20 protein-coding genes are annotated in these 22,684 nt (G+C 63.3%); 17 read left to right on the plus strand and 3 right to left on the minus strand.

The window, feature by feature from the left end; translation table 11 throughout:
- Nucleotides 1-85: 85 nt before the first annotated feature.
- From ACI7M0_RS24585 to ACI7M0_RS24645, 13 genes are all read left to right on the plus strand, one after another.
- Nucleotides 86-991, plus strand: a complete 906-nt coding sequence (locus ACI7M0_RS24585; protein ID WP_014592660.1) for an energy transducer TonB — start codon at nt 86-88, stop codon at nt 989-991.
- A 169-nt stretch (nt 992-1,160) separates the two neighbouring features.
- A complete protein-coding gene (locus ACI7M0_RS24590; protein ID WP_003249318.1) occupies nt 1,161-1,730 on the plus strand; it encodes a YqgE/AlgH family protein in 570 nt (189 codons plus the stop codon).
- Nucleotides 1,730-2,155: a Holliday junction resolvase RuvX gene (gene ruvX / locus ACI7M0_RS24595; protein ID WP_010955563.1), complete on the plus strand. Its 426-nt coding sequence runs from the start codon at nt 1,730-1,732 to the stop codon at nt 2,153-2,155. The genes ACI7M0_RS24590 and ruvX overlap by 1 nt, the downstream gene beginning before the upstream one ends.
- Nucleotides 2,156-2,204: 49 nt before the next feature.
- Complete coding sequence (gene pyrR / locus ACI7M0_RS24600; protein ID WP_020191541.1) at nt 2,205-2,723, plus strand: bifunctional pyr operon transcriptional regulator/uracil phosphoribosyltransferase PyrR; 519 nt, start codon at nt 2,205-2,207, stop codon at nt 2,721-2,723.
- Between the two features lie 12 nt (nt 2,724-2,735).
- On the plus strand, nt 2,736-3,740 hold the full coding sequence (locus ACI7M0_RS24605) for an aspartate carbamoyltransferase catalytic subunit (protein WP_003249311.1): 1,005 nt from the start codon (nt 2,736-2,738) through the stop codon (nt 3,738-3,740).
- Complete coding sequence (locus ACI7M0_RS24610) at nt 3,737-5,008, plus strand: dihydroorotase (RefSeq protein ID WP_010955564.1); 1,272 nt, start codon at nt 3,737-3,739, stop codon at nt 5,006-5,008. Before ACI7M0_RS24605 ends, ACI7M0_RS24610 begins: the two co-directional genes overlap by 4 nt.
- Before the next feature lie 210 nt (nt 5,009-5,218).
- Nucleotides 5,219-5,749, plus strand: a complete 531-nt coding sequence (gene hslV / locus ACI7M0_RS24615) for an ATP-dependent protease subunit HslV (protein WP_003249309.1) — start codon at nt 5,219-5,221, stop codon at nt 5,747-5,749.
- A 76-nt stretch (nt 5,750-5,825) separates the two neighbouring features.
- Nucleotides 5,826-7,169, plus strand: coding sequence for an ATP-dependent protease ATPase subunit HslU (hslU, locus tag ACI7M0_RS24620; protein ID WP_003249308.1), 1,344 nt, complete (start codon nt 5,826-5,828; stop codon nt 7,167-7,169).
- Nucleotides 7,170-7,335: 166 nt separating this feature from the next.
- On the plus strand, nt 7,336-7,713 hold the full coding sequence (locus ACI7M0_RS24625; protein ID WP_003249306.1) for a gamma-butyrobetaine hydroxylase-like domain-containing protein: 378 nt from the start codon (nt 7,336-7,338) through the stop codon (nt 7,711-7,713).
- 268 nt (nt 7,714-7,981) lie between these two features.
- Nucleotides 7,982-9,661: a class II poly(R)-hydroxyalkanoic acid synthase gene (phaC, locus tag ACI7M0_RS24630; RefSeq protein WP_010955566.1), complete on the plus strand. Its 1,680-nt coding sequence runs from the start codon at nt 7,982-7,984 to the stop codon at nt 9,659-9,661.
- A gap of 62 nt (nt 9,662-9,723) precedes the next feature.
- Nucleotides 9,724-10,575, plus strand: a complete 852-nt coding sequence (gene phaZ, locus ACI7M0_RS24635; protein ID WP_129933680.1) for a poly(3-hydroxyalkanoate) depolymerase — start codon at nt 9,724-9,726, stop codon at nt 10,573-10,575.
- 48 nt (nt 10,576-10,623) lie between these two features.
- Nucleotides 10,624-12,306 carry a class II poly(R)-hydroxyalkanoic acid synthase gene (gene phaC, locus ACI7M0_RS24640; protein ID WP_029615476.1) on the plus strand — a complete coding sequence of 561 codons (1,683 nt, stop codon included), beginning with the start codon at nt 10,624-10,626 and terminating at the stop codon, nt 12,304-12,306.
- Nucleotides 12,307-12,318: 12 nt separating this feature from the next.
- Nucleotides 12,319-12,933 (plus strand): TetR/AcrR family transcriptional regulator, encoded by a 615-nt coding sequence (locus tag ACI7M0_RS24645; protein WP_010955569.1) that lies wholly within the window; start codon nt 12,319-12,321, stop codon nt 12,931-12,933.
- A 121-nt stretch (nt 12,934-13,054) separates the two neighbouring features.
- Here ACI7M0_RS24645 and ACI7M0_RS24650 read toward each other — a convergent pair whose 3' ends face one another.
- Entirely contained in the window at nt 13,055-13,840 is a 786-nt protein-coding gene (locus ACI7M0_RS24650; protein WP_129933679.1) for a phasin family protein, read from the minus strand.
- Nucleotides 13,841-13,850: 10 nt separating this feature from the next.
- Nucleotides 13,851-14,270, minus strand: coding sequence for a phasin family protein (locus ACI7M0_RS24655; protein ID WP_020191651.1), 420 nt, complete (start codon nt 14,268-14,270; stop codon nt 13,851-13,853).
- A gap of 447 nt (nt 14,271-14,717) precedes the next feature.
- Here ACI7M0_RS24655 and ACI7M0_RS24660 point away from each other — a divergent pair, with 447 nt between their 5' ends.
- Nucleotides 14,718-19,211, plus strand: a complete 4,494-nt coding sequence (locus ACI7M0_RS24660; RefSeq protein ID WP_371920360.1) for a hypothetical protein — start codon at nt 14,718-14,720, stop codon at nt 19,209-19,211.
- An 18-nt stretch (nt 19,212-19,229) separates the two neighbouring features.
- Here the strand turns inward: ACI7M0_RS24660 and ACI7M0_RS24665 are convergent, their stop codons facing one another.
- The gene (locus tag ACI7M0_RS24665; protein ID WP_003249289.1) at nt 19,230-19,505 is read right to left on the minus strand and encodes a polyhydroxyalkanoic acid system family protein; all 276 of its coding nucleotides are present in this window, start codon (nt 19,503-19,505) and stop codon (nt 19,230-19,232) included.
- A gap of 124 nt (nt 19,506-19,629) precedes the next feature.
- Here ACI7M0_RS24665 and ubiE point away from each other — a divergent pair, with 124 nt between their 5' ends.
- The 3 genes from ubiE to ubiB are packed head-to-tail and all read left to right on the plus strand — an operon-like array spanning nt 19,630 to nt 22,642.
- Nucleotides 19,630-20,400 (plus strand): bifunctional demethylmenaquinone methyltransferase/2-methoxy-6-polyprenyl-1,4-benzoquinol methylase UbiE, encoded by a 771-nt coding sequence (gene ubiE / locus ACI7M0_RS24670; RefSeq protein ID WP_004576729.1) that lies wholly within the window; start codon nt 19,630-19,632, stop codon nt 20,398-20,400.
- Nucleotides 20,400-21,023, plus strand: coding sequence for an SCP2 domain-containing protein (locus ACI7M0_RS24675; protein WP_129933678.1), 624 nt, complete (start codon nt 20,400-20,402; stop codon nt 21,021-21,023). Before ubiE ends, ACI7M0_RS24675 begins: the two co-directional genes overlap by 1 nt.
- A complete protein-coding gene (gene ubiB, locus ACI7M0_RS24680; protein WP_104886965.1) occupies nt 21,020-22,642 on the plus strand; it encodes a ubiquinone biosynthesis regulatory protein kinase UbiB in 1,623 nt (540 codons plus the stop codon). Before ACI7M0_RS24675 ends, ubiB begins: the two co-directional genes overlap by 4 nt.
- Nucleotides 22,643-22,684 lie beyond the last annotated feature (42 nt).

Genomic DNA, 22,684 nt, shown 5'->3' on the forward strand with positions numbered 1-22,684 from the left:
ACGCGAAGTAAAGCCGTAGAGTGGGGTATGATGCCGGTCCTATTCGACTGAGCTGCTGCCCCGCCCTGCGGTTGCTGGATACCTGATGACGCACCCCGCTGACGTCCCTGCCGACCTGCTGCCTCCCCGTGTTCGCCCTGCGGACCGGCTTGGCTTCACCCTGTTCCTGGCTGCGCTGGTGCACCTGGCGCTGATCCTTGGCGTCGGCTTCACCGTGGTCAAGCCTGCCGAAATCCGCCACACCATGGACATCACCCTGGCCACCTTCAAGAGCGAGAAACCGCCCGAGAAGGCTGACTTCCAGGCCCAGGACAACCAGCAAGGCAGCGGCACCCTGGACAAGAAAGCGGTGCCCAAGACCACCGAGCTGGCGCCGTTCCAGGACAGCAAGATCAACAAGATCACCCCACCGCCTGCGGCCAGGCCCGAGGTGGTCCCACCCCCTCCCCCGAAAAAGTCGGCAGTGGTGACGACGGCGCCCAAGCCGCACAAGGTCGAGCCCAAACCCAAGGAAAGCAAGGCGCAGCCCAAGCCAGCCGCACCGGCACCGGACTTCGACAGCTCGCAGCTGTCCAGCCAGATCGCCAGCCTGGAGGCGGAGCTGTCCAACGAGCAGCAGATGTACGCCAAGCGCCCGCGCATCCATCGCCTGAACGCCGCGTCGACCATGCGCGACAAGGGCGCCTGGTACAAGGAAGAGTGGCGCAAGAAGGTCGAGCGCGTGGGTAACCTCAACTACCCCGACGAAGCACGCCGACAGCAGATCTACGGCAACTTGCGCATGATGGTCTCGATCAACCGCGATGGCTCGCTGTACGAGGTGCTGGTACTGGAATCATCCGGGCAGCCCGTGCTGGACCAGGCGGCGCAACGCATCGTGCGGCTGGCCGCGCCGTTTGCACCGTTTACCGGGGATCTGGCCGAGTTCGACCGGCTGGAGATCATCCGCACCTGGCGCTTTGCCCGTGGGGACCGTTTGTCCAGTAACTGATTTTCTGCCTGTGCCGGCCTCTTCGCGGGCACGCCCGCTCCCACAGGTTGCTCACCGGCGCTGAAGCCTGTGGAGTATCGGCGGGAGCGGGCATGCCCGCGAAGGGGCCGGCAAAAGCGACACAAAGCCCACCTTGTCAGTCTCGCCACCTGGCGCCACACTATCCCCCATGAAAACCCTCGCACCCAGCTACCTCAAGCACCAGTTCCTGATCGCCATGCCGCACATGGCCGATCCGAACTTCGCCCAGACCCTCACGTATATCGTCGAGCACAATGAGCATGGCGCCATGGGCCTGGTGGTCAACCGACCACAGGAACTGAGCCTGGCCGACATCCTCGAGCAACTGCGCCCGGACGAAACGCCGCCGGCCAGCACCCTGCAGGTGCCGATCTACCAAGGTGGCCCGGTACAAACCGACCGCGGTTTCGTGCTGCACAGCAGCGAGTGCAGTTTCCAGGCCAGCGTGGCGCTGGAAGGGCTGTCGCTGACCACGTCACAGGACATATTGCTGGCTATCGCCGCCGGTGTGGGCCCGAAACAGAGCCTGATCACCTTGGGCTATGCCGGTTGGGAAGCGGGCCAACTGGAAGCGGAACTGGCCGACAACGCCTGGCTGAACTGCCCGTTCGACCCGGAAATCGTCTTCGGAATGGCCAGCGACCTGCGCCTTGAGGCTGCGGCCGCCAGCCTGGGGATCAACCTGCACCTGCTGACCAGCCAGGCGGGCCACGCCTGATGGCTGATCTACGCCTGCTGCTGGGCTTCGACTATGGCAGCAAACAGATCGGCGTGGCCGTCGGCCAGGTGATTACCGGCCAGGCCCGCGAACTGTGCACCCTGAAGGCGCAGAACGGCGTACCGGACTGGGCCCAGGTGGAAAAGCTGATTGCCGAATGGAAGCCAGATGCCATTGTCGTAGGCCTGCCGCTGAACATGGACGGCACACCCAGCGAAATGAGCGCCCGCGCCGAAAAGTTCGCCCGCCGCCTGAACGGCCGCTTCAACCTGCCCGTGCACACGCACGACGAGCGCCTGACCACCTTCGAGGCCAAAGGCGAGCGCATGGCCCGTGGCGGCCAGCGTGGCAGCTACCGCGACAACCCGGTCGATGCCATTGCCGCCGCCTTGTTGCTGCAAGGCTGGCTGGAGGCCAATACCTGATCATCTTTGCCGCCGGGCCCACCCGGCGCACCCTTCCGAGGAGCCCGCAATGAGCCTACCCAATCCCGCCGAGCTGATCCGGCAGATGGCTGTCGACCTTCGTGCCCACCTGGCGCGCCGGGCAATCACCGAGCCCCGTTACATCGGTATCCGCACCGGCGGCGTCTGGGTTGCCCAGGCCCTGCAGGATGCCATGGGCGACACCAGCCCAATGGGCACCCTGGACGTGTCGTTCTACCGCGACGACTTCAGCCAGAACGGCCTGCACCCACAAGTGCGCCCTTCCGAGTTGCCGTTCGAGGTCGAAGGCCAGCACCTGGTGCTGGTGGATGACGTGCTGATGAGCGGTCGTACCATCCGCGCGGCGCTCAACGAACTGTTCGATTACGGCCGCCCGGCCAGCGTCACTCTGGTCTGCCTGCTGGACCTGGATGCCGGCGAACTGCCGATTCGCCCGAACGTGCTCGGCGCCACCCTGTCGCTGGCCGCCCATGAACGGGTAAAATTGACCGGACCCGCACCGCTCGCCCTCGAGCGCCAGGACCTCGCCTCCGCTTCCGCCCTTTAAGAGTCCCCCGCGATGACGCCAATCGACGCCAAGCGCCCGCTGCAGCTCAATGATCAGGGCCAGCTGCGCCACTTCCTCTCGCTTGACGGTTTGCCCCGCGAACTGCTCACCGAGATCCTCGACACCGCCGACTCCTTCCTGGAAGTCGGTGCCCGGGCTGTGAAAAAAGTCCCGTTGCTGCGCGGCAAGACTGTGTGCAACGTGTTCTTCGAGAACTCGACCCGTACCCGTACCACCTTCGAACTGGCAGCCCAGCGCCTGTCGGCCGACGTGATCAGCCTGAACGTGTCGACCTCCTCGACCAGCAAGGGCGAAACCCTGTTCGACACCCTGCGCAACCTCGAAGCCATGGCCGCCGACATGTTCGTCGTACGCCACTCCGACTCCGGCGCCGCGCACTTCATCGCCGAGCACGTGTGCCCGGAAGTGGCCGTGATCAACGGCGGTGACGGCCGCCACGCGCACCCGACCCAGGGCATGCTCGACATGCTCACCATCCGCCGTCACAAAGGCAGCTTCGAAAACCTGTCCGTGGCGATCGTCGGCGACATCCTGCACTCGCGTGTGGCCCGTTCCGACATGCTCGCGCTCAAAGCGCTGGGTTGCCCGGACATCCGCGTGATCGGGCCGAAAACCCTGATCCCGATCGGTATCGAGCAGTACGGCGTAAAGGTCTACACCGACCTCGCCGAAGGCCTGAAAGACGTCGACGTGGTGATCATGCTGCGCCTGCAGCGTGAGCGCATGGCCGGTGGCCTGCTGCCCAGCGAAGGCGAGTTCTACCGCCTGTTCGGCCTGACGACCGCGCGCCTGGCCGGGGCCAAGCCTGACGCCATCGTCATGCACCCGGGCCCGATCAACCGTGGCGTGGAAATCGAGTCGGCGGTTGCCGATGGCAAGCACTCGGTGATCCTCAACCAGGTCACCTACGGTATCGCCGTGCGCATGGCCGTGCTGTCCATGGCCATGAGCGGGCAGAACGCGCAACGTCAATTGGACCAGGAGAACGCCCAGTGACCATCAGTATTCTCGGCGCCCGGGTCATCGACCCCAACAGCGGCCTGGACCAGGTCACCGACCTGCACCTGGACGGCGGCCGCATTGTCGCCATCGGCGCCGCACCGGCCGGTTTCAGCGCCAGCCGCACGATCCAGGCTGATGGCCTGGTAGCTGCGCCCGGTCTGGTTGACCTGGGCGTGTCCCTGCGCGAGCCGGGTTACAGCCGCAAAGGCAACATCGCCAGTGAAACCCGCGCTGCCGTTGCCGGCGGTGTCACCAGCCTGTGCTGCCCGCCACAGACCAAGCCGGTGCTGGACACCTCGGCGGTAGCCGAACTTATCCTTGACCGCGCCCGCGAAGCCGCCAACAGCAAGGTCTACCCGGTCGGCGCCCTGACCAAGGGCCTGGAGGGCGAGCAACTGGCCGAACTGGTGGCCCTGCGTGACACCGGTTGCGTAGCGTTTGGCAACGGCCTGAAGGAAATCCCCAACAACCGTACCCTGGCCCGCGCCCTGGAGTATGCCGCCACCTTCGACCTGACGGTGGTGTTCCACTCCCAGGACCGCGATCTGGCCCAGGGCGGCCTGGCCCACGAAGGTGCCATGGCCAGCTTCCTCGGCCTGCCGGGCATCCCGGAGAGCGCCGAAACCGTGGCCCTGGCGCGCAACCTGCTGCTGGTGGAACAGAGCGGCGTGCGTGCGCACTTCAGCCAGATCACCAGCGCCCGTGGTGCGCGGCTGATCGCCCAGGCCCAGGCCTTGGGCCTGCCGGTAACCGCCGATGTAGCGCTGTACCAGCTGATCCTCACGGACGAGTCGCTGCGCGAGTTCTCCAGCCTGTACCACGTGCAGCCGCCGCTGCGCACCGCTGCCGACCGTGACGGGTTGCGCGAGGCGGTGAAGTCGGGGGTGATCCAGGCCATCTCCAGCCATCACCAGCCGCACGAGCGCGATGCCAAGCTGGCCCCGTTCGGCGCCACCGAGCCGGGTATCAGCAGCGTCGAGTTGCTGCTGCCACTGGCCATGACCCTGGTGCAGGACGGCCTGCTCGACCTGCCAACCTTGCTGGCCCGCCTGAGCAGCGGCCCGGCTGCCGCCCTGCGCCTGCCGGCCGGTGAGCTGAAAGTGGGTGGCGCGGCCGACCTGGTGCTGTTCGACCCGCAAGCGTCCACCGTTGCTGGCGAACAATGGTTCTCCCGTGGCGAGAACTGCCCGTTCATCGGCCACTGCCTGCCGGGCGCGGTGCGTTATACCTTGGTCGATGGGCACATCTGCCACGAGGCCTGAGTACCATGCTTCGCGGGCACGCCCGCTCCCACAGGATCACCACAATTCCAAGGCATGTGGTAACCCTGTGGGAGCGGGCGTGCCCGCGAATGCCTTCACATAGTCCCCCCGCCAAGCGCGACCATTCATCCCCCCGGTTGAAATCCTTCCCCCCACCCCCATATGAGTCTGCATCAGGCACTTTCGCCCCGCTGCGTGGAGACTCTCCCCTTGACCACAATCGTTTCTGTCCGCCGTAACGGCAAAGTCGTCATGGGCGGCGACGGCCAGGTATCCCTCGGCAACACCGTGATGAAAGGCAACGCCAAGAAGGTGCGCCGCCTGTACCACGGCCAGGTCATCGCGGGCTTCGCCGGCGCCACTGCCGACGCCTTCACCCTGTTCGAGCGCTTTGAAGGTCAGCTGGAAAAACACCAGGGTCACCTGGTACGCGCCGCCGTCGAGCTGGCCAAGGAATGGCGTACCGACCGCTCCCTGAGCCGCCTGGAAGCCATGCTGGCCGTGGCCAACAAGGATGCATCCCTGATCATCACCGGCAACGGTGACGTGGTCGAACCCGAAGATGGCCTGATCGCCATGGGGTCCGGCGGCGCCTATGCCCAGGCCGCAGCCCGTGCCCTGCTGAACAAGACCGACCTCTCGGCCCGCGAAATCGCCGAGACCGCCCTGAACATCGCCGGCGACATCTGCGTGTTCACCAACCACAACCTGACCATCGAGGAGCAGGACCTGGCCGACTGATTCAGCTGTTCTGGCGCCCCTTCCCGATGAAGGGGCTTTTCCACGCTGACTCACCTGCCCAAGGACCGTATTGATCATGTCCATGACCCCCCGCGAGATCGTCCACGAACTCAACCGCCACATCATCGGCCAGGACGACGCCAAGCGCGCCGTGGCTATTGCCCTGCGCAACCGCTGGCGGCGCATGCAGCTCCCTGCCGAGCTGCGTGCCGAAGTCACCCCCAAGAACATCCTGATGATCGGCCCTACCGGCGTCGGCAAGACCGAAATCGCCCGCCGGCTGGCCAAACTGGCCAACGCGCCGTTCCTCAAGGTCGAGGCCACCAAGTTCACCGAAGTGGGCTACGTGGGCCGCGACGTCGAGTCGATCATCCGTGACCTGGCCGATGCCGCGCTGAAGATGCTGCGCGAGCAGGAAATCATCCGCGTGCGCCACCGCGCCGAAGACGCCGCCGAAGACCGCATCCTCGACGCCCTGCTGCCCCAGGCACGCGTCACCAGCTTCAGCGAAGAAGCCGCACAGACCAGCAGCGACTCCAACACCCGCCAGCTGTTCCGCAAGCGCCTGCGCGAAGGCCAGCTGGACGACAAGGAAATCGAGATCGAAGTGGCCGATGCCGTCGGTGTCGAAATTGCTGCGCCGCCCGGCATGGAAGAAATGACCAACCAGCTGCAGAGCCTGTTTGCCAACATGGGCAAGGGCAAGCGCAAAGCGCGCAAGCTGAAGGTGAAGGAAGCGCTGAAGATGGTTCGCGATGAAGAAGCGAGCCGCCTGGTCAACGAGGAAGAGCTCAAGGCCAAGGCCCTGGAAGCAGTCGAACAGCACGGTATCGTGTTCATCGACGAAATCGACAAGGTTGCCAAGCGTGGCAACGTTGGCGGCGCCGACGTGTCCCGTGAAGGCGTACAGCGCGACCTGCTGCCGCTGATCGAAGGCTGCACCGTCAACACCAAGCTGGGCATGGTCAAGACCGACCACATTCTGTTCATTGCCTCGGGTGCATTCCACCTGAGCAAGCCGAGCGACCTGGTGCCCGAGCTGCAAGGCCGTCTGCCGATTCGTGTCGAGCTGAAGGCACTGACCCCGGAAGACTTCGAGCGCATCCTGCAGGAGCCGCACGCGTCGCTGACCGAGCAGTACCAGGCATTGCTGAAGACCGAAGGCCTGAACATCGAGTTCCTCGCCGACGGCATCAAGCGCCTGGCCGAGATTGCCTACCAGGTCAACGAGAAGACCGAAAACATCGGTGCCCGCCGCCTGCACACCCTGCTCGAGCGTTTGCTCGAAGAAGTGTCGTTCAGTGCGGGCGACCTGGCCAGCACCCATGACGAAGCGCCGATCCAGATCGACGCGGCGTATGTGAACAGCCACCTGGGTGAGCTGGCACAGAACGAAGACCTGTCGCGTTACATTCTGTAAGACCGGTTTCGACAGTTTCGCGGGCAAGCCCGCTCGTGCACGCGCCACCACAACCCTTGGGCCTGTGGTGATCCGTGCGGGGGCGGGCTTGCCCGCGAAGAGGCCCTTGAATCCCTCCCCCATAAGCTGGAAGCTGTGCTTCATCAGCTCCCGAGAGATTCTGCCCATGGCCCGCCTGCCTACCGCCATCAACCTGCACAAAGCCTCCAAGACCCTCAGCCTCACCTACGCGCCCGGCGAGGTCTACCACCTGCCCGCCGAATTCCTGCGCGTGCACTCTCCCTCCGCCGAGGTCCAGGGCCACGGCAACCCCATCCTGCAGTTCGGCAAGATCAACGTCGGCCTCAGTGGCTTGGAACCTGCCGGCCAATATGCACTGAAACTGACCTTCGACGACGGCCATGACAGCGGCTTGTTCACTTGGGAATACCTTGAGCAACTGTGCCTGCGTCAGGAACAACTGTGGGCGGAATACCTCGACGAGTTGCACAAGGCCGGCAAATCCCGCGACCCAGCCGAATCTGTGGTCAAGCTCATGCTCTAGCGCAAGGCCTGCGGGGTTTAGAGCGCATTTTCTAAATTCATCTGTTTGAATGACTTGCAGACAGCCCAGTGAAGGGCTGTCTTGCGCATTACACGAAAGTCGGGTAACCAATGGGTGTGGCAAGTTCCCTGCATGACTTTGCAGGTCGGCAGAACCCACGCAGCACCGCTGTTCCTTATCACTGGTCACCCGAGTAGCAGTACCGGGCTCAGGGCTGTGCACCCGCCACAGCAACCGGTACTCGTCTCAGGACAACGGAGCGTCGTAGATGAGTAACAAGAACAACGATGAGCTGCAGCGGCAGGCCTCGGAAAACACCCTGGGGCTGAACCCGGTCATCGGCATCCGCCGCAAGGACCTGTTGAGCTCGGCACGCACCGTGCTGCGCCAGGCCGTGCGCCAACCGCTGCACAGCGCCAAGCATGTGGCTCACTTTGGCCTGGAGCTGAAGAACGTGTTGCTGGGCAAATCCAGCCTGGCCCCGGACAGCGACGACCGTCGCTTCAATGACCCGGCCTGGAGCAACAACCCGCTGTACCGCCGCTACCTGCAAACCTACCTGGCCTGGCGCAAGGAGCTGCAGGACTGGGTGAGCAGCAGCGACCTGTCCCCCCAGGACATCAGCCGCGGCCAGTTCGTCATCAACCTGATGACCGAGGCCATGGCGCCGACCAATACCCTGTCCAACCCGGCTGCGGTCAAACGCTTCTTCGAAACCGGCGGCAAGAGCCTGCTCGATGGCCTGTCCAACCTGGCCAAGGACATGGTCAACAACGGCGGCATGCCCAGCCAGGTGAACATGGATGCCTTCGAAGTGGGCAAGAACCTGGGCACCAGCGAAGGCGCGGTGGTGTACCGCAACGATGTGCTGGAACTGATCCAGTACAGCCCCATCACCGAACAAGTGCATGCGCGTCCGCTGCTGGTGGTGCCGCCACAGATCAACAAGTTCTACGTGTTCGACCTCAGCCCGGAAAAGAGCCTGGCGCGCTTCTGCCTGCGCTCGCAGCAGCAGACCTTCATCATCAGCTGGCGCAACCCGACCAAGGCCCAGCGCGAATGGGGCCTGTCCACCTATATCGATGCGCTGAAAGAAGCCGTCGACGCGGTGCTGTCGATTACCGGCAGCAAGGACCTGAACATGCTCGGCGCCTGCTCCGGTGGCATCACCTGTACCGCACTGGTGGGCCACTATGCCGCCATTGGCGAGAACAAGGTCAACGCCCTGACCCTGCTGGTCAGCGTGCTGGACACCACCATGGACAACCAGGTTGCTTTGTTTGTCGACGAGCAGACCTTGGAGGCCGCCAAGCGCCACTCCTATCAGGCGGGCGTGCTGGAAGGCAGCGAAATGGCCAAGGTGTTCGCCTGGATGCGCCCCAACGACCTGATCTGGAACTACTGGGTAAACAACTACCTGCTCGGCAATGAGCCCCCCGTGTTCGACATCCTGTTCTGGAACAACGACACCACGCGCCTGCCGGCCGCCTTCCACGGCGACCTGATCGAAATGTTCAAGAGCAACCCGCTGACCCGCCCCGACGCCCTGGAAGTGTGCGGCACCGCGATCGACCTGAAACAGGTCAAATGCGACATCTACAGCCTCGCCGGCACCAACGACCACATCACCCCATGGCCGTCATGCTACCGCTCGGCACATCTGTTCGGCGGCAAGATCGAATTCGTACTGTCCAACAGCGGGCATATCCAGAGCATCCTCAACCCGCCGGGCAACCCGAAGGCACGTTTCATGACCGGTGCCGATCGCCCGGGTGACCCGGTGGCCTGGCAGGAAAATGCCATCAAGCATGCAGACTCCTGGTGGTTGCACTGGCAGAGTTGGCTGGGCGAGCGTGCCGGCGCGCTGAAAAAGGCACCGACCCGCCTGGGCAACCGTACCTATGCCGCCGGCGAAGCCTCCCCAGGCACCTACGTTCACGAGCGTTGAGTTACAGCGCCGTGGCGGCCTGCACGGCGCCACGGTGTTTACTTCACCCAAGAGTCACATGCATGCCGCAACCCTATATTTTCAGGACCGTCGAGCTGGACAACCAGTCCATCCGCACCGCTGTTCGCCCCGGCAAGCCGCACCTGACGCCGTTGCTGATCTTTAACGGCATCGGCGCCAACCTCGAGCTGGTGTTCCCGTTCATCGATGCACTTGACCCGGACCTGGAAGTCATCGCCTTCGATGTGCCCGGGGTCGGCGGCTCGTCTACGCCACGCAACCCGTACCGCTTCCCTGGGCTGGCCAAGCTGACCGCGCGGATGCTCGACTACCTCGACTACGGCCAGGTCAACGTCATCGGCGTGTCCTGGGGCGGCGCCCTGGCCCAGCAGTTTGCTCACGATTACCCCGAGCGCTGCAAGAAGCTGGTGCTGGCCGCCACCGCTGCCGGTGCGGTAATGGTGCCAGGCAAGCCCAAGGTGCTGTGGATGATGGCCAGCCCCCGGCGTTACGTGCAGCCATCGCATGTCATCCGCATTGCGCCGATGATCTATGGCGGCGGCTTCCGACGTGACCCCGACCTGGCCATGCACCATGCTGCCAAGGTGCGCTCCGGCGGCAAGCTGGGCTACTACTGGCAGCTGTTCGCCGGGCTGGGCTGGACCAGCATCCACTGGCTGCACAAGATCCAGCAGCCCACCCTGGTACTGGCCGGCGACGACGACCCGTTGATCCCGCTGATCAACATGCGCCTGCTGGCCTGGCGGATTCCCAATGCCCAGCTACACATTATCGACGACGGACATCTGTTCCTGATCACCCGTGCCGAAGCCGTCGCCCCGATCATCATGAAGTTCCTGCAGGAAGAACGTCAGCGTGCGGTCATGCATCCCCGTCCGGCCTCGGGGGGGTGAAACAGCTGCGGCCTGACAGGGAAATGGATCAGACGAGGGAGTGTTGCCATGACAGACAAACCGGCCAAAGGATCGAGAACGCTCCCCGCCACCGGCATGAACGTGCAGAACGCGATCCTCGGCCTTCGCGGCCGCGACCTGCTTTCCACGCTGCGCAACGTCGGCCGTCACGGCCTGCGCCACCCGCTGCATACCGCGCATCATCTGCTGGCGCTTGGCGGGCAGTTGGGGCGGGTGATGCTGGGGGACACGCCCTACCAGCCGAACCCGCGTGACGCGCGCTTCAGTGACCCGACCTGGAGCCAGAACCCGTTCTACCGCCGCGGCCTGCAGGCCTATCTGGCCTGGCAGAAGCAGACACGCCAGTGGATCGATGAAAGCCATTTGAACGACGATGATCGAGCCCGCGCCCACTTCCTGTTCAACCTGATCAACGATGCGCTGGCGCCCAGCAACTCACTGCTCAATCCGTTGGCGGTCAAGGAGCTGTTCAACACCGGCGGCCAGAGCCTGGTGCGCGGCGTGGCCCACCTGCTCGACGACCTGCGTCACAACGATGGGCTGCCGCGTCAGGTGGACGAGCGCGCCTTCGAAGTGGGCGTTAACCTGGCCGCAACCCCTGGCGCAGTGGTATTTCGCAACGAGCTGCTGGAGCTGATCCAGTACTCGCCGATGAGCGAAAAGCAGCACGCACGCCCACTGCTGGTCGTGCCGCCTCAGATCAACAAGTTCTACATCTTCGACCTCAGCGCGACCAACAGCTTCGTCCAGTACATGCTCAAAAGCGGCTTGCAGGTGTTCATGGTCAGCTGGCGCAACCCCGACCCACGCCACCGTGAATGGGGCCTTTCCAGCTACGTGCAAGCCCTGGAGGAAGCGCTCAATGCCTGCCGCAGTATCAGCGGCAACCGCGACCCCAACCTGATGGGCGCCTGTGCCGGCGGCCTGACCATGGCCGCACTGCAAGGCCATCTGCAAGCCAAGAAGCAATTGCGCCGGGTGCGCAGTGCCACGTATCTGGTCAGCTTGCTGGACAGCAAGTTCGAAAGCCCGGCCAGCCTGTTCGCCGATGAGCAGACCATCGAAGCGGCCAAGCGACGCTCCTATCAGCGTGGCGTGCTGGACGGTGGCGAAGTGGCGCGGATCTTCGCCTGGATGCGCCCCAACGACCTGATCTGGAACTACTGGGTCAACAACTACCTGCTCGGCAAGACACCGCCGGCGTTCGACATCCTGTACTGGAATGCCGACAGCACGCGCCTGCCCGCCGCGCTGCATGGCGACCTGCTGGAGTTTTTCAAGCTCAACCCGTTGACCTACGCGTCCGGGCTGGAGGTGTGCGGTACGCCGATCGACCTGCAGCAGGTCAATATCGACAGCTTTACCGTGGCCGGCAGCAACGACCACATCACACCATGGGATGCGGTGTACCGCTCGGCCTTGCTGCTGGGTGGCGAGCGGCGCTTCGTGCTGGCCAACAGCGGGCATATCCAGAGCATCATCAACCCGCCAGGCAACCCCAAGGCCTACTACCTGGCCAACCCCAAGCTGAGCAGCGACCCACGCGCCTGGTTCCACGACGCCAAGCGCAGCGAAGGCAGCTGGTGGCCATTGTGGCTGGAGTGGATCACCGCCCGCTCCGGCCTGCTCAAGGCGCCCCGCACTGAACTGGGCAACGCCACTTACCCACCGCTAGGCCCCGCGCCAGGCACCTACGTGCTGACCCGATGAGCTGCTGACTGGATGAAAACCCGCGACCGTATCCTTGAATGCGCCCTGCAGTTGTTCAACCAGCAGGGCGAACCCAACGTATCCACCCTGGAAATTGCCAACGAACTCGGCATCAGCCCAGGCAACCTGTACTACCACTTCCATGGCAAGGAGCCCTTGGTACTGGGCTTGTTCGAGCGTTTTGAGGAAGCGTTGATGCCGTTGCTGGACCCGCCGCTGGAGGTGCGGCTGGACGCAGAGGATTACTGGCTGTTTCTGCACTTGATCGTCGAGCGCATGGCTCAGTACCGCTTCCTGTTCCAGGACCTGTCCAACCTGACCGGGCGCCTGCCCAAACTCGCCCGAGGCATGCGCAGCCTGATCAATGCAATCAAACGCACGCTGGCGGCGCTGTTGGCCAGCCTCAAGAGCCAGGGGCTGGTAGAGAGTGATACCCAGGCGCTGGGGCAACTGGTTGAGCAGATCACACTGACGCTGATGTTCTCGCTGGATTACCAGCGTGTGCTGGGGCGCGAGGGGGATGTGGGGATCGTGGTGTATCAGGTGATGATGCTGGTGGCCCCGCATCTGCAGGCCCAGGCCCGGGCGGCGGCGGAGCAGCTGGCAGTGAAGTACCTGGAGGGGTAGGCCGAGCAGATCCGTGGTGGGGCCTTCGCGGGCATGCCCGCTCCCACAGGGTCTGCGCTGATGTTCGGATCTGCGCTGTACCTGTGGGAGCGGGCGAGCCCGCGAAGAAAGCGACGCAGTATCAGATCAGGGTACCGGTGCCAGTCGGTGCCGACGGCGTGCTGCTGGCCGGGGTGGCGGCAGTTGCCGGTGCTGTGGTCGCTGCAGGCGCAGCGCTGGCAGCTGGTGCTGCTGGTTTGGCCGCTGCCGGTTTGGCTGGAGCTTTCTTCACCGCAGGTTTCTTGGCTGCCGCAGGTTTGGCCGCTGCAGGCTTGGCTGCTGGCTTGGCTGCAGGTTTTTCCGCTGCGTTTTTGGCTGCGGGTTTGGTCGCTGCGGTTTTACCAGCAGGTTTGGCCGCCGCCGTTTTCGCCGCAGGCTTGGCTGCTGCCTTGGCCAGTGGCTTGGCCGCAGCCTTGCTTGCAGCCGGCTTGGTTGCTGCAGCGCGCGACGAAATCGGCGTAACCGAAGCACCGGTCAGCTTCTCGATCTGCTTGGTCAGGCTGTCCACCTGCTGGTGCAGTGCCTTGATCTCGTTGCGGCTCGGCACGCCAAGGCGCGAGATGGCGCTGTTAAGGCGCTTGTCGAAGGCTTCTTCAAGTTCGCTCCACTTGCCCAGCGCACGGTCCTTCACGCCTGACACCCGCGAAGTGGTCGAAGACTTGGCAGTCTCGGCAACATCTTCAGCCGTCTTTTTCGCCTGCTTCTCGGCCTTCTCGCCATCCTTCACCAGCGAGTCGAACAGCTTCGGGCCGTCCTGGTCGATCTTCGAATAGATACCCAGCCCCGCCAGCCAGATCTTGCGGGAGTATTTCTCGATCCCGCCGACCCAGGAGCTGCCTTCTTTTTCGGTGTTCTTCTTGCCAGCCATCCTGCTCTCCTTATGGTTTGTGCGCGACGCGCTCAAGCAGCTCATGCAACTGTTCAAGCTTGATCGACAACGCCTCAACGTCATGTTTAGACGGAATACCCAGGCGATTCAAGGCGCGACCGACCCGTGCGTCGAAAGCTTTTTCGATCTTGTCGAGTTGAATTTCTACCTTGCCGCGTACGCGGCTCACTTCTTCACCGACTTCGTCAAGCTGGTGGTTGGCGGCATCGAGCTCTTTGTCGATGCGCTTCTTGCCGCGCGTCTCGACACTTTCACCCGCCCTGACCAGCTCTTTGAAGTAGTCAGAGCCTTCCTGACCCACGCGGGCGTAGGCGCCGATACCGGCCAGCCAGATCTTGCGCGCATAGCCGCGCACCTCGCCAAGCGTGCCCAGGGCTTCGTCTTTTTTCTTCACAATCACTTTGGCCATGCTGTGTACCTCATGCTCATGAGTGGTGGAAAACCGCCCATGGAGGCTGGGCTTGAGCATTAAGGTAGGGAAGAAAATTAGAAACCTCACCCTAAGGTCGTCGTTGTCGCATCTATATACCGCAAGCCCCGTTGACCATAGCGCTAGCGTCGCAGGCTTCACCTCACGGACATCGACGCCATGACTGCTGTAGCAAACCCACCCAGGCTGACGTTCAAGCAAAGCGTGGCAGCCTGTTTCTCCAAACGACCCAGCCTGCGGGACGTTTTATCAAAAGAAGCATTCCAGACTTTCAGCGACCGGTATCCATGGTTGCACCGCAACCACCCTCACATCACATCGCTCGATCCTTTCGTCATCTTGCATGCACCGGCCAGTACAGGTGATCTCCCACGTCAGAGCGGGCTGCCGGACGAGCTTCTCAGGCATTTTCTGGCCAAGGAACGTGTGCAACTAAGCGCCGCAGACAAGCTGAGCATCAGCCCACCCCATGTGTTTCAAATTCAGGAGCAAGGCTCGGACAACCTCCGCCAACCCGAAATCATCCCGGACCTGACGAAGCTCAACGATGACTTCGATACAGTGCTTGGTGCGTTGATACCCGCCTTCCAGCAAGCCCAGATCGGCTTCTGGAACGGGCTCGACGAAGACAGCCAAGTCTCGCGCATGCTCTGGCTGGAACACACCATCAAGGCCGCCTTGCTCGAGAACCTCCCTGGCCAAGGCCTGGCAGATGATGAAAAAGCTGCAATGTACGCCCTGCTCGACGGGGTGTTCGACAGCCTGGCTGTCGAGGCGATACAAGTCACGCTCGGAACGGATGGCGAGGCACGCACCGTCACCCTACCGGATCTGTTGCTCATCACCACAAGTGGCACCCGCAACCTGGTTCTGCAATGCAAACCCTGCGGTTCGGTTCACCGCCATGTCGACCTGCCCAGCTTTGCCACCGCGCTGCAACGGCAGCTAGCGCAACGCTATCGCTTCGAAGCGTTGTCCTGGGCGCACACACCGGTGATCGGACGCCCTTTCGCCTTCCAGGCCAGGCAGCTGCTGAACGATATCCTTGACGACATCGGCCGCCTGCGTCTTGGTGGCCTGGCAACCGTCGACGAACTGGAGCGACAACTGCGCCAGGTGAGCGACCCGTCAGCTTACTTCTTCGACCTGCCTTCGCAGGAACGAACTGCACCCGCCGTCAGTCCGCCGCGATGGCTGCTCAATGCCAGCGCTGAGGACCGCTATGCCTATCACACTGCACTGCTCGATCTGGCGGCGAGCCAAGGTCGGTCGAAGGGCTGCACATCCCTGGGCGATGTTGAAGATATCCGTGATTACGCCGCTCGCCGCTTGCGTGAGACCCTGCAGACCAGCTACCCAGACAAGGCGGTACACGACCCGAACAAGGTGCGCATCCGCATTTCCCAGGCCATCATCGGCGCCGCTACACAAGGGCAGTCACTGTTCTTGTACTCGGTTTCCCTGACCGACCTGGCGATTTCACGCCTGCGGCTGGAGGCTGGCGAGGTGATGAGCGGGATGAACTTCGAGGACGGCTCGCCTGTGACCGACTGGCTGAGCATCGACCAGATCAGGGGCCTGATTCATCAGGTCGACATCGGCGGCCACTACCCCTCCTACCTGAAGGACCAAGTCAACACCCAGCCGCGCAGAGCCGAGCGAATCCGCCAGCATGCCAGGGAATGGCGTTACGCCCTTCGGTTCAGCACGCTGAAGGCCAAGATCGAGCGACAGCTTGGCGAAGCGGCAAGCCAGGCAATGCTCAGGTTCTGCCAGGGCATGGACAATGGCGTGGACCTTCTGCGCATCGCCCCCCTGGCGTTCCTTTGCGCGCCTGGCGCTTCGGCAAGCGATGTGGCGCACGGGATGTTCATCATCGAAATACCGGCAAGCGGCAGCTGGGTCTTGTACCGCCCATTCTATGCCGACAGGGCGTTGCAGGAATTTCCGAACCTCGAATTGCTGATGGACGCAATCCGCAGCAGGGGCGAACTGCAAGAGAGCGTATTGGCCTGGCTCGACGATGACGCGCGCCCGATTTACCAGAACGACGGGTTCAAGCACCCGCACTTGCACCCGAACATTACCAAACTGACGCACCTGCTCAATGTGCCGGTCGAGCTGCTGGACAGTCTTTTGCAACGCCTAAGACGCCCGGTTCAGGCCTCGTTCCAAGCCTGGACGGATGATCTGGACACCCACCTGTTCAACGCCCGCATCGACACCATGTTATTGGCCTCAGCCAGCAACAGCGTCTCCAATGCCCAGGAAGTGCGGGCTTTGGTGAAGGAGGCTACCTGGGCGATCTTCAATACCGTCACCCAACTTTGGCATGGCCCGATGACCACCCTGCTATGGCTGGTCGTGGCGCTGTCGGCGGCCAAGGAAGACGTGGAGGCGCTGATCAAGCGCAGCGGTGACGATAAGATCGTCGCCGCCATAGACCTTCTCACCAACCTGGCCTTGCTCCTTGCGCACCGCCCCGCAACGCCACCTGCCAACAGCGAAGCGGCCGCTACGTTGCGTTTTTCAGGCCCTGCACCGAAGGAAGAATCCCCAGCCCCAGCGCTAGAGCAGCCACAGGAGAAACCGTGGCAGGCCCCCGTCGAGGCGCCGCAGCCTACGCGCGTGCGGGTAGAAAGCTGGCATGACGAGCAGCGCCTGAGCAACCTGTCGGTACAGGAACGCCAGGCAATGGCCCAGCTGCAAGCCTCGCAGTCGCTGGAAGGGCACGCGCCACTGATAAAGGGCCGTTTGCGTGGGTTGTTCAATATCGCCGGCCGTTACTACGTCAAGTTGGGCGATGACGTCTATGAGGTCATCGAGACCTGGAACGGCATGCAGATCATCGGCCCAGAGCCGAGCAGCAGCGAATGGGTGTCCCAATGGAATGGCGCCCCGGACGGCTACCATATCGTTGGTCGTGAACGCCAGAAAGGCCCCTGGTTGACGCGCTGGCATGGCCAATGGACTTTGAATCTGACCCTCTTTGGCGGCATGCCAAGGAACAGGCAATCCATCAACGCGGAAAACCGCCAGCGGTTCGACACGTTGAGCGCAACCGCCACGGCTAACCAACAAGCGCTGAATCAGATGGCACCACTGATGGAACGCAGCCAAGTGCAACTGCAGGCTTATGACGACCTCGCGCTGGAATACAGCCTTGCTATCGATGCATTACCTGCACATGAGCGCGCTACACCGCCGCCAGCCTTGCAGCTTCAGATGCAGGCACTCAAAGCCCAGCGCCTACGCCACTTACCGGAAATCAGGGCATCCGCGCTGTACCTGGAACGGCAGAGCATGCTGCTGCACGGGAATATCGAAGTATTCAAGGAGATGGCCGAACCTCGGTTCAGCAAATTCGACACCCGAGCCCCGAACCGACGCCGATACGGCAATTGGTACGGTGCAGCCATCGAAAACGACATGCTGCTGTGCCGCCGCTTGCTGGAGCAGGTCGACCACCAGGCGCTGAGCGCACAGTCCATCGGGCTGCCCCGCGTTCCAGAGACTGCCGAGCAGATACAGCAATACCTCGATTATCGCGAACGGGTCCGCGATTCTAGCCAGGCCAGCCGCCGCCTGCTTGTCGTCAGCCAGCGACTGGACCGGACCCTGGCGGAAGCACTGCAGGACCCCAAGATCGATTTTCCCAATAAAGCCACGAAACTCGCCCAGACCATTCGACGCAGGACGTATTCGACACTGGTCATTCGGGCCCAGCTGCTCAGTGACCTGGCCTACCTCGCCGTGGACAAGACCCGCCTCACTGCGGACACGGCCGAGCATTTGCTTGCGATGCGCGCGCCGCTCAGCGGCATCGAATTCAGCCGCACAATATGGAGCCACGACGGGCTGGCAGCCACCGAAGAGACGGCCCAGGTCAAAGCCGAACTGCTTGAGGATATCCTTCAGAAATACCGTACCGTGCTGGATCGCGCCCAATACATGAGGACACTGGACTCGCCTGCGCTGGTCGCTGACGTGCTGGACGAATACATACGCGAACTGTCCAGCATTACCCAGATCACGGAGCAGCAACTGAGCGCGACCCTGACCAACCTCGACAGCGGCATCAGTCCCCCCTCGCCAACGCCCTACCATCGCCCCGCAACGATCAGGCGCCGGGTCATCCGTGTTGACCGAGGTCGACCGCTGCTGGTGGAAATCGACCAAATGGGCAATCGGGCCATCCAGCGCAGTGCATTCAACCAGGAGCCTGCGGGCAGTTTCGCGCAACGCGACGGGGTGTGGCATGCCGTGCCTGAGCAAGCGCGGCCGGCCCAGCACGACCGGGCACAGCTGCGCCAGCGCGCAAGCCGCCTGCTGGCAGAGGTGGATGGGAAAATCGCCTTCGCCGCGCACTATGCCGATGAGCCCAACAGCCTGGCCGACTTTCTGGAATGGCCTGCAGGTGACATGCGCGAAGTGCAGCAGCAACTGACCGAGCTGAACAATCCACTGGATTCCAGCTTGGTCGACCTCCTTCGGGCAGCGGTAGAGCGCGTCCATCACGAAAGGCTTCGGCTGCTCACCGACGCGTATCTGAACACCCGCCATCCCGACGGCAAGGCCCTTCGCTTCCTGGCTGAGCAGAAGCGAATTCGGATCAGGCAGACCGTGATTCGCCGGCAGCTACGTCACGCCAATGATTACCTCGACGTCTACGAGATTCGCGATGTGCAAGCGCCACAGCGGGTATTGTGGGAGGCGCATTTTCACTACCCCAGCCTCGAAGCGAGGGGGCATGACTTCGTCAAGGGCCACCTCAAATTCTGGGATGCAGGCGTAAGGGGCCGAAAGGCCATGCTCGAGCAGGCCGCAGACGCACACGAGCGCATCGCGATCTACCGCGGCGATCTGCGCCTGGAGCAGGTGATTGGCATCATTCCCTTTCCGGCGGACGCGCCGCAGTAATCTGAGAGCGGCTCTGGCTCAGGCCAGGGCCTTGTCCAGCGCCCGCTCGATCTCCCCCTTGATGGTGCCGCTCATCATCGACAGCATCATGCCCAGCTTCAATTCGACACGGATGCTGTCGTCGCCAATGTGCACACTGCCATTGGCGCCACTGCGCGCAACGTCCACGCGGTCACCGTTCCAGGTGGCCTTGAGGTCGTACTCACGGCTGAGCTTGTCGACCAGCGCTTCGGCCTTGGCGCGGGCGGCATCACGGCCGAGGGAGTGTTTGCGTTCGACGCTGATCTGGGTCATGCGGGCGTTCCTGAAGATGTAGACATAATGAGCATTATGCCCGCCCCTGCCGACTGGCACACCCCGCCAAGACAAATCCGCCCGTTCGCCCTAGAATGGCGGTAATTTTTTCCGGTGAAGCGATATGAACGACCAGCGCAAAGGCGACCACGCCGAACCCACCACCCATTTCGGCTACCAGGACGTGCCTGAAAGCCAGAAGGCGAAAAAAGTCGCCGAAGTGTTCCACTCGGTAGCAGCCAAGTACGACCTGATGAACGACGTGCTTTCCGGCGGCATGCACCGCCTGTGGAAGCGCTTTACCATCGAGCTGTCAGGCGTGCGCAGCGGCAACCGCGTGCTGGACATCGCCGGCGGTACCGGTGACCTGGCGGCCAAGTTCTCGCGTCTTGTCGGGCCGACCGGGCAGGTGGTGCTGGCCGACATCAACGATTCGATGCTCAAGGTTGGCCGTGACCGGCTGCTTGACCGTGGCGTGGCCGGCAACATCGAGTTCGTCCAGGCCGACGCTGAAAAGCTGCCGTTCCCGGACAACCACTTCGACTGCGTGACCATCGCTTTCGGCCTGCGCAACGTCACCCACAAGGACGCCGCCATCCGTTCGATGCTGCGCGTGCTCAAGCCCGGTGGCCGCTTGTTGATCCTGGAGTTCTCCAAGCCGACCAACAAGCTGATGTCCAAGGCCTACGACGCCTACTCGTTCGCCTTCATGCCGCTGGCTGGCAAGCTGATCACCAATGACGCCGAGAGCTACCGTTACCTCGCCGAGTCGATCCGCATGCACCCGGACCAGGAAACCCTGAAGAGCATGATGGTCGAGGCCGGCTTCGACCGCGTCACCTACCACAACATGACCAGCGGCATCGTTGCCGTGCACCGGGGGATCAAGCCCTGATGTTGCTGGCCGGGCTGCTCGCCAGCGTCGAACATGGCCTGAACCGCGTCCTGCGCCTGGACAGCACGGCCCTGCCGCGGCTGGCCGCGCTGGAAGGCAAGGTCATCGAGATCGACTGCCGCCAACCGGCCCTGCAGGTGTTCATCCTGCCCGATGAGGAGGGCCTGATGCTCGCCGCCCATTGGCAGGGTGAGGTCGACTGCAGCCTGCGCGCCCCCGCCGGTAGCCTGGCGCAACTGGCCCTGGCCAAGGACAAGACCGCCGTGCTGCACAGCCCGCAGGTCGAACTGTACGGCGACAGCGCCGTACTGCTCGACCTGTTCGGTGTGCTGCAGGACCTGGAGCTGGACTGGGAGCACGAGCTGCAACGCTGGCTTGGCCCGGTCGCCACGGCAATGCTGGCCGGCCATATCCGCCTGCGCGCTCGCTGGACTCGCCAAGGCCTGGCACGTTTCAGCCAGAACCTGTCCGAATACCTGGCCGAAGAATCCCGTACCCTGGTCGGCAAGCGCGAGGCCGAAGCCGCCTTCAGCGAGCTCGATGCCTTGAAGCTTGATACAGAACGCCTCGAAGCGCGCCTCAGGCGCCTGTCCCGATCCCTTGATACCAGCGATAACGCATGAAGCTGCTCGCCGTCCGACGTCTTTTTCGCATCCAGCGTGTGGTGATCCGCTACCGCCTCGATGACCTGCTGTTCGACCAACCCTTGCTGCCCTGGTGGCTGGCCAGCCTGCGCCTGTTGATGCCGTGGCGCTGGCTGCCACGCAAGCCCACCGAACTCAGCCGTGGCGCGCGCCTGCGCCTGGCACTGCAGGACCTGGGGCCGATCTTCATCAAGTTCGGCCAACTGCTGTCCACCCGCCGCGATCTCCTGCCCCCCGACATCGCCGACGAGTTGATGCTGTTGCAGGACCGTGTGCCACCGTTCGACCCGAAACAAGCCGTGGCCTTGATCGAGGAACAGCTCGGTGCGAAGGTCGGCGAGGTGTTCAGCCGCTTCGACGTCGAGCCACTGGCCTCGGCCTCGGTGGCCCAGGTGCACGCTGCGCGCCTTAAAACTGGCGAAGAAGTGGTGGTCAAGGTGGTGCGCCCGGGCCTGAAGCCGGTCATCGCCCAGGACCTGGCCTGGCTGTTCCTGATCGCCAAGGCCGCCGAACGCGCCTCGGCGGATGCCCGTCGCCTGCACCCGGTGGAAATCGTCGGCGACTACGAAAAAACCATCTACGACGAGCTCGACCTGCTGCGCGAAGCTGCCAACGCCAGCCAGCTGCGGCGCAACTTCGAAGACTCCGAGCTGATGTACGTGCCCCAGGTGTACTGGGACCTGTGCCGCCCCAAGGTGCTGGTGATGGAGCGTATCTACGGCGTACCGGTGACCGACATGGCCACCCTGGCCGACCAGCGCACCGACATGAAGCTGCTGGCCGAGCGCGGCGTGGAAGTGTTCTTCACCCAGGTATTCCGCGACAGCTTCTTCCATGCCGACATGCACCCCGGCAACATCTTCGTCAGCACGGTCAAACCGTGGAGCCCGCAGTACATTGCCATCGACTGCGGCATCGTCGGCAGCCTCACCGCCGAGGACCAGGACTACCTGGCGCGCAACCTGTTTGCGTTCTTCAAGCGTGACTACCGCCGCGTCGCCCAGTTGCACATCGACTCGGGCTGGGTGCCGGCAAACACCAAGGTCAACGAGTTCGAAGCAGCGATTCGCACCGTGTGCGAGCCGATCTTCGAGAAACCGTTAAAAGATATTTCCTTCGGGCAGGTACTGATGCGCCTGTTCCAGACTGCACGGCGCTTCAACATGGAAGTGCAGCCACAGCTGGTATTGCTGCAGAAAACCCTGCTCAACATCGAAGGCCTGGGCCGTCAGCTGTACCCCGACCTGGACCTGTGGAGCACCGCCAAGCCGTACCTCGAACGCTGGATGCGCGACCGCTATAGCCCCAAGGCCGTATTCGGCAACCTGCACAGCCAGGTAGAGCAACTGCCGCACCTGGCCGGCATGACCCGCGACCTGCTCGAACGCCTGTCGCAGCCTCACCTGCACGATCCACAATTGCCGGAACGTCGCCGCCAGGGCGACCGTTGGGCGCTGCGCCTGCTGGGTGCCGGCCTGCTTGGCGGTGGCGCAGTCTTGGCCGCAGGCGCTGCCGAAACCGCCAGCCTGGCCGCCCCGGCCGCCTGGCCCGCCTGGCTGATGCTGGCTGCGGGCCTTTACCTGATCGTGCGCCAATAGCCAGCCGCGCCTGTGGCTGGCACACTAGCGCAAAGGGCCCGG

The organism is Pseudomonas sp. 10(2024) (assembly GCF_045164175.1).
Taxonomy (GTDB): domain Bacteria; phylum Pseudomonadota; class Gammaproteobacteria; order Pseudomonadales; family Pseudomonadaceae; genus Aquipseudomonas; species Aquipseudomonas alloputida.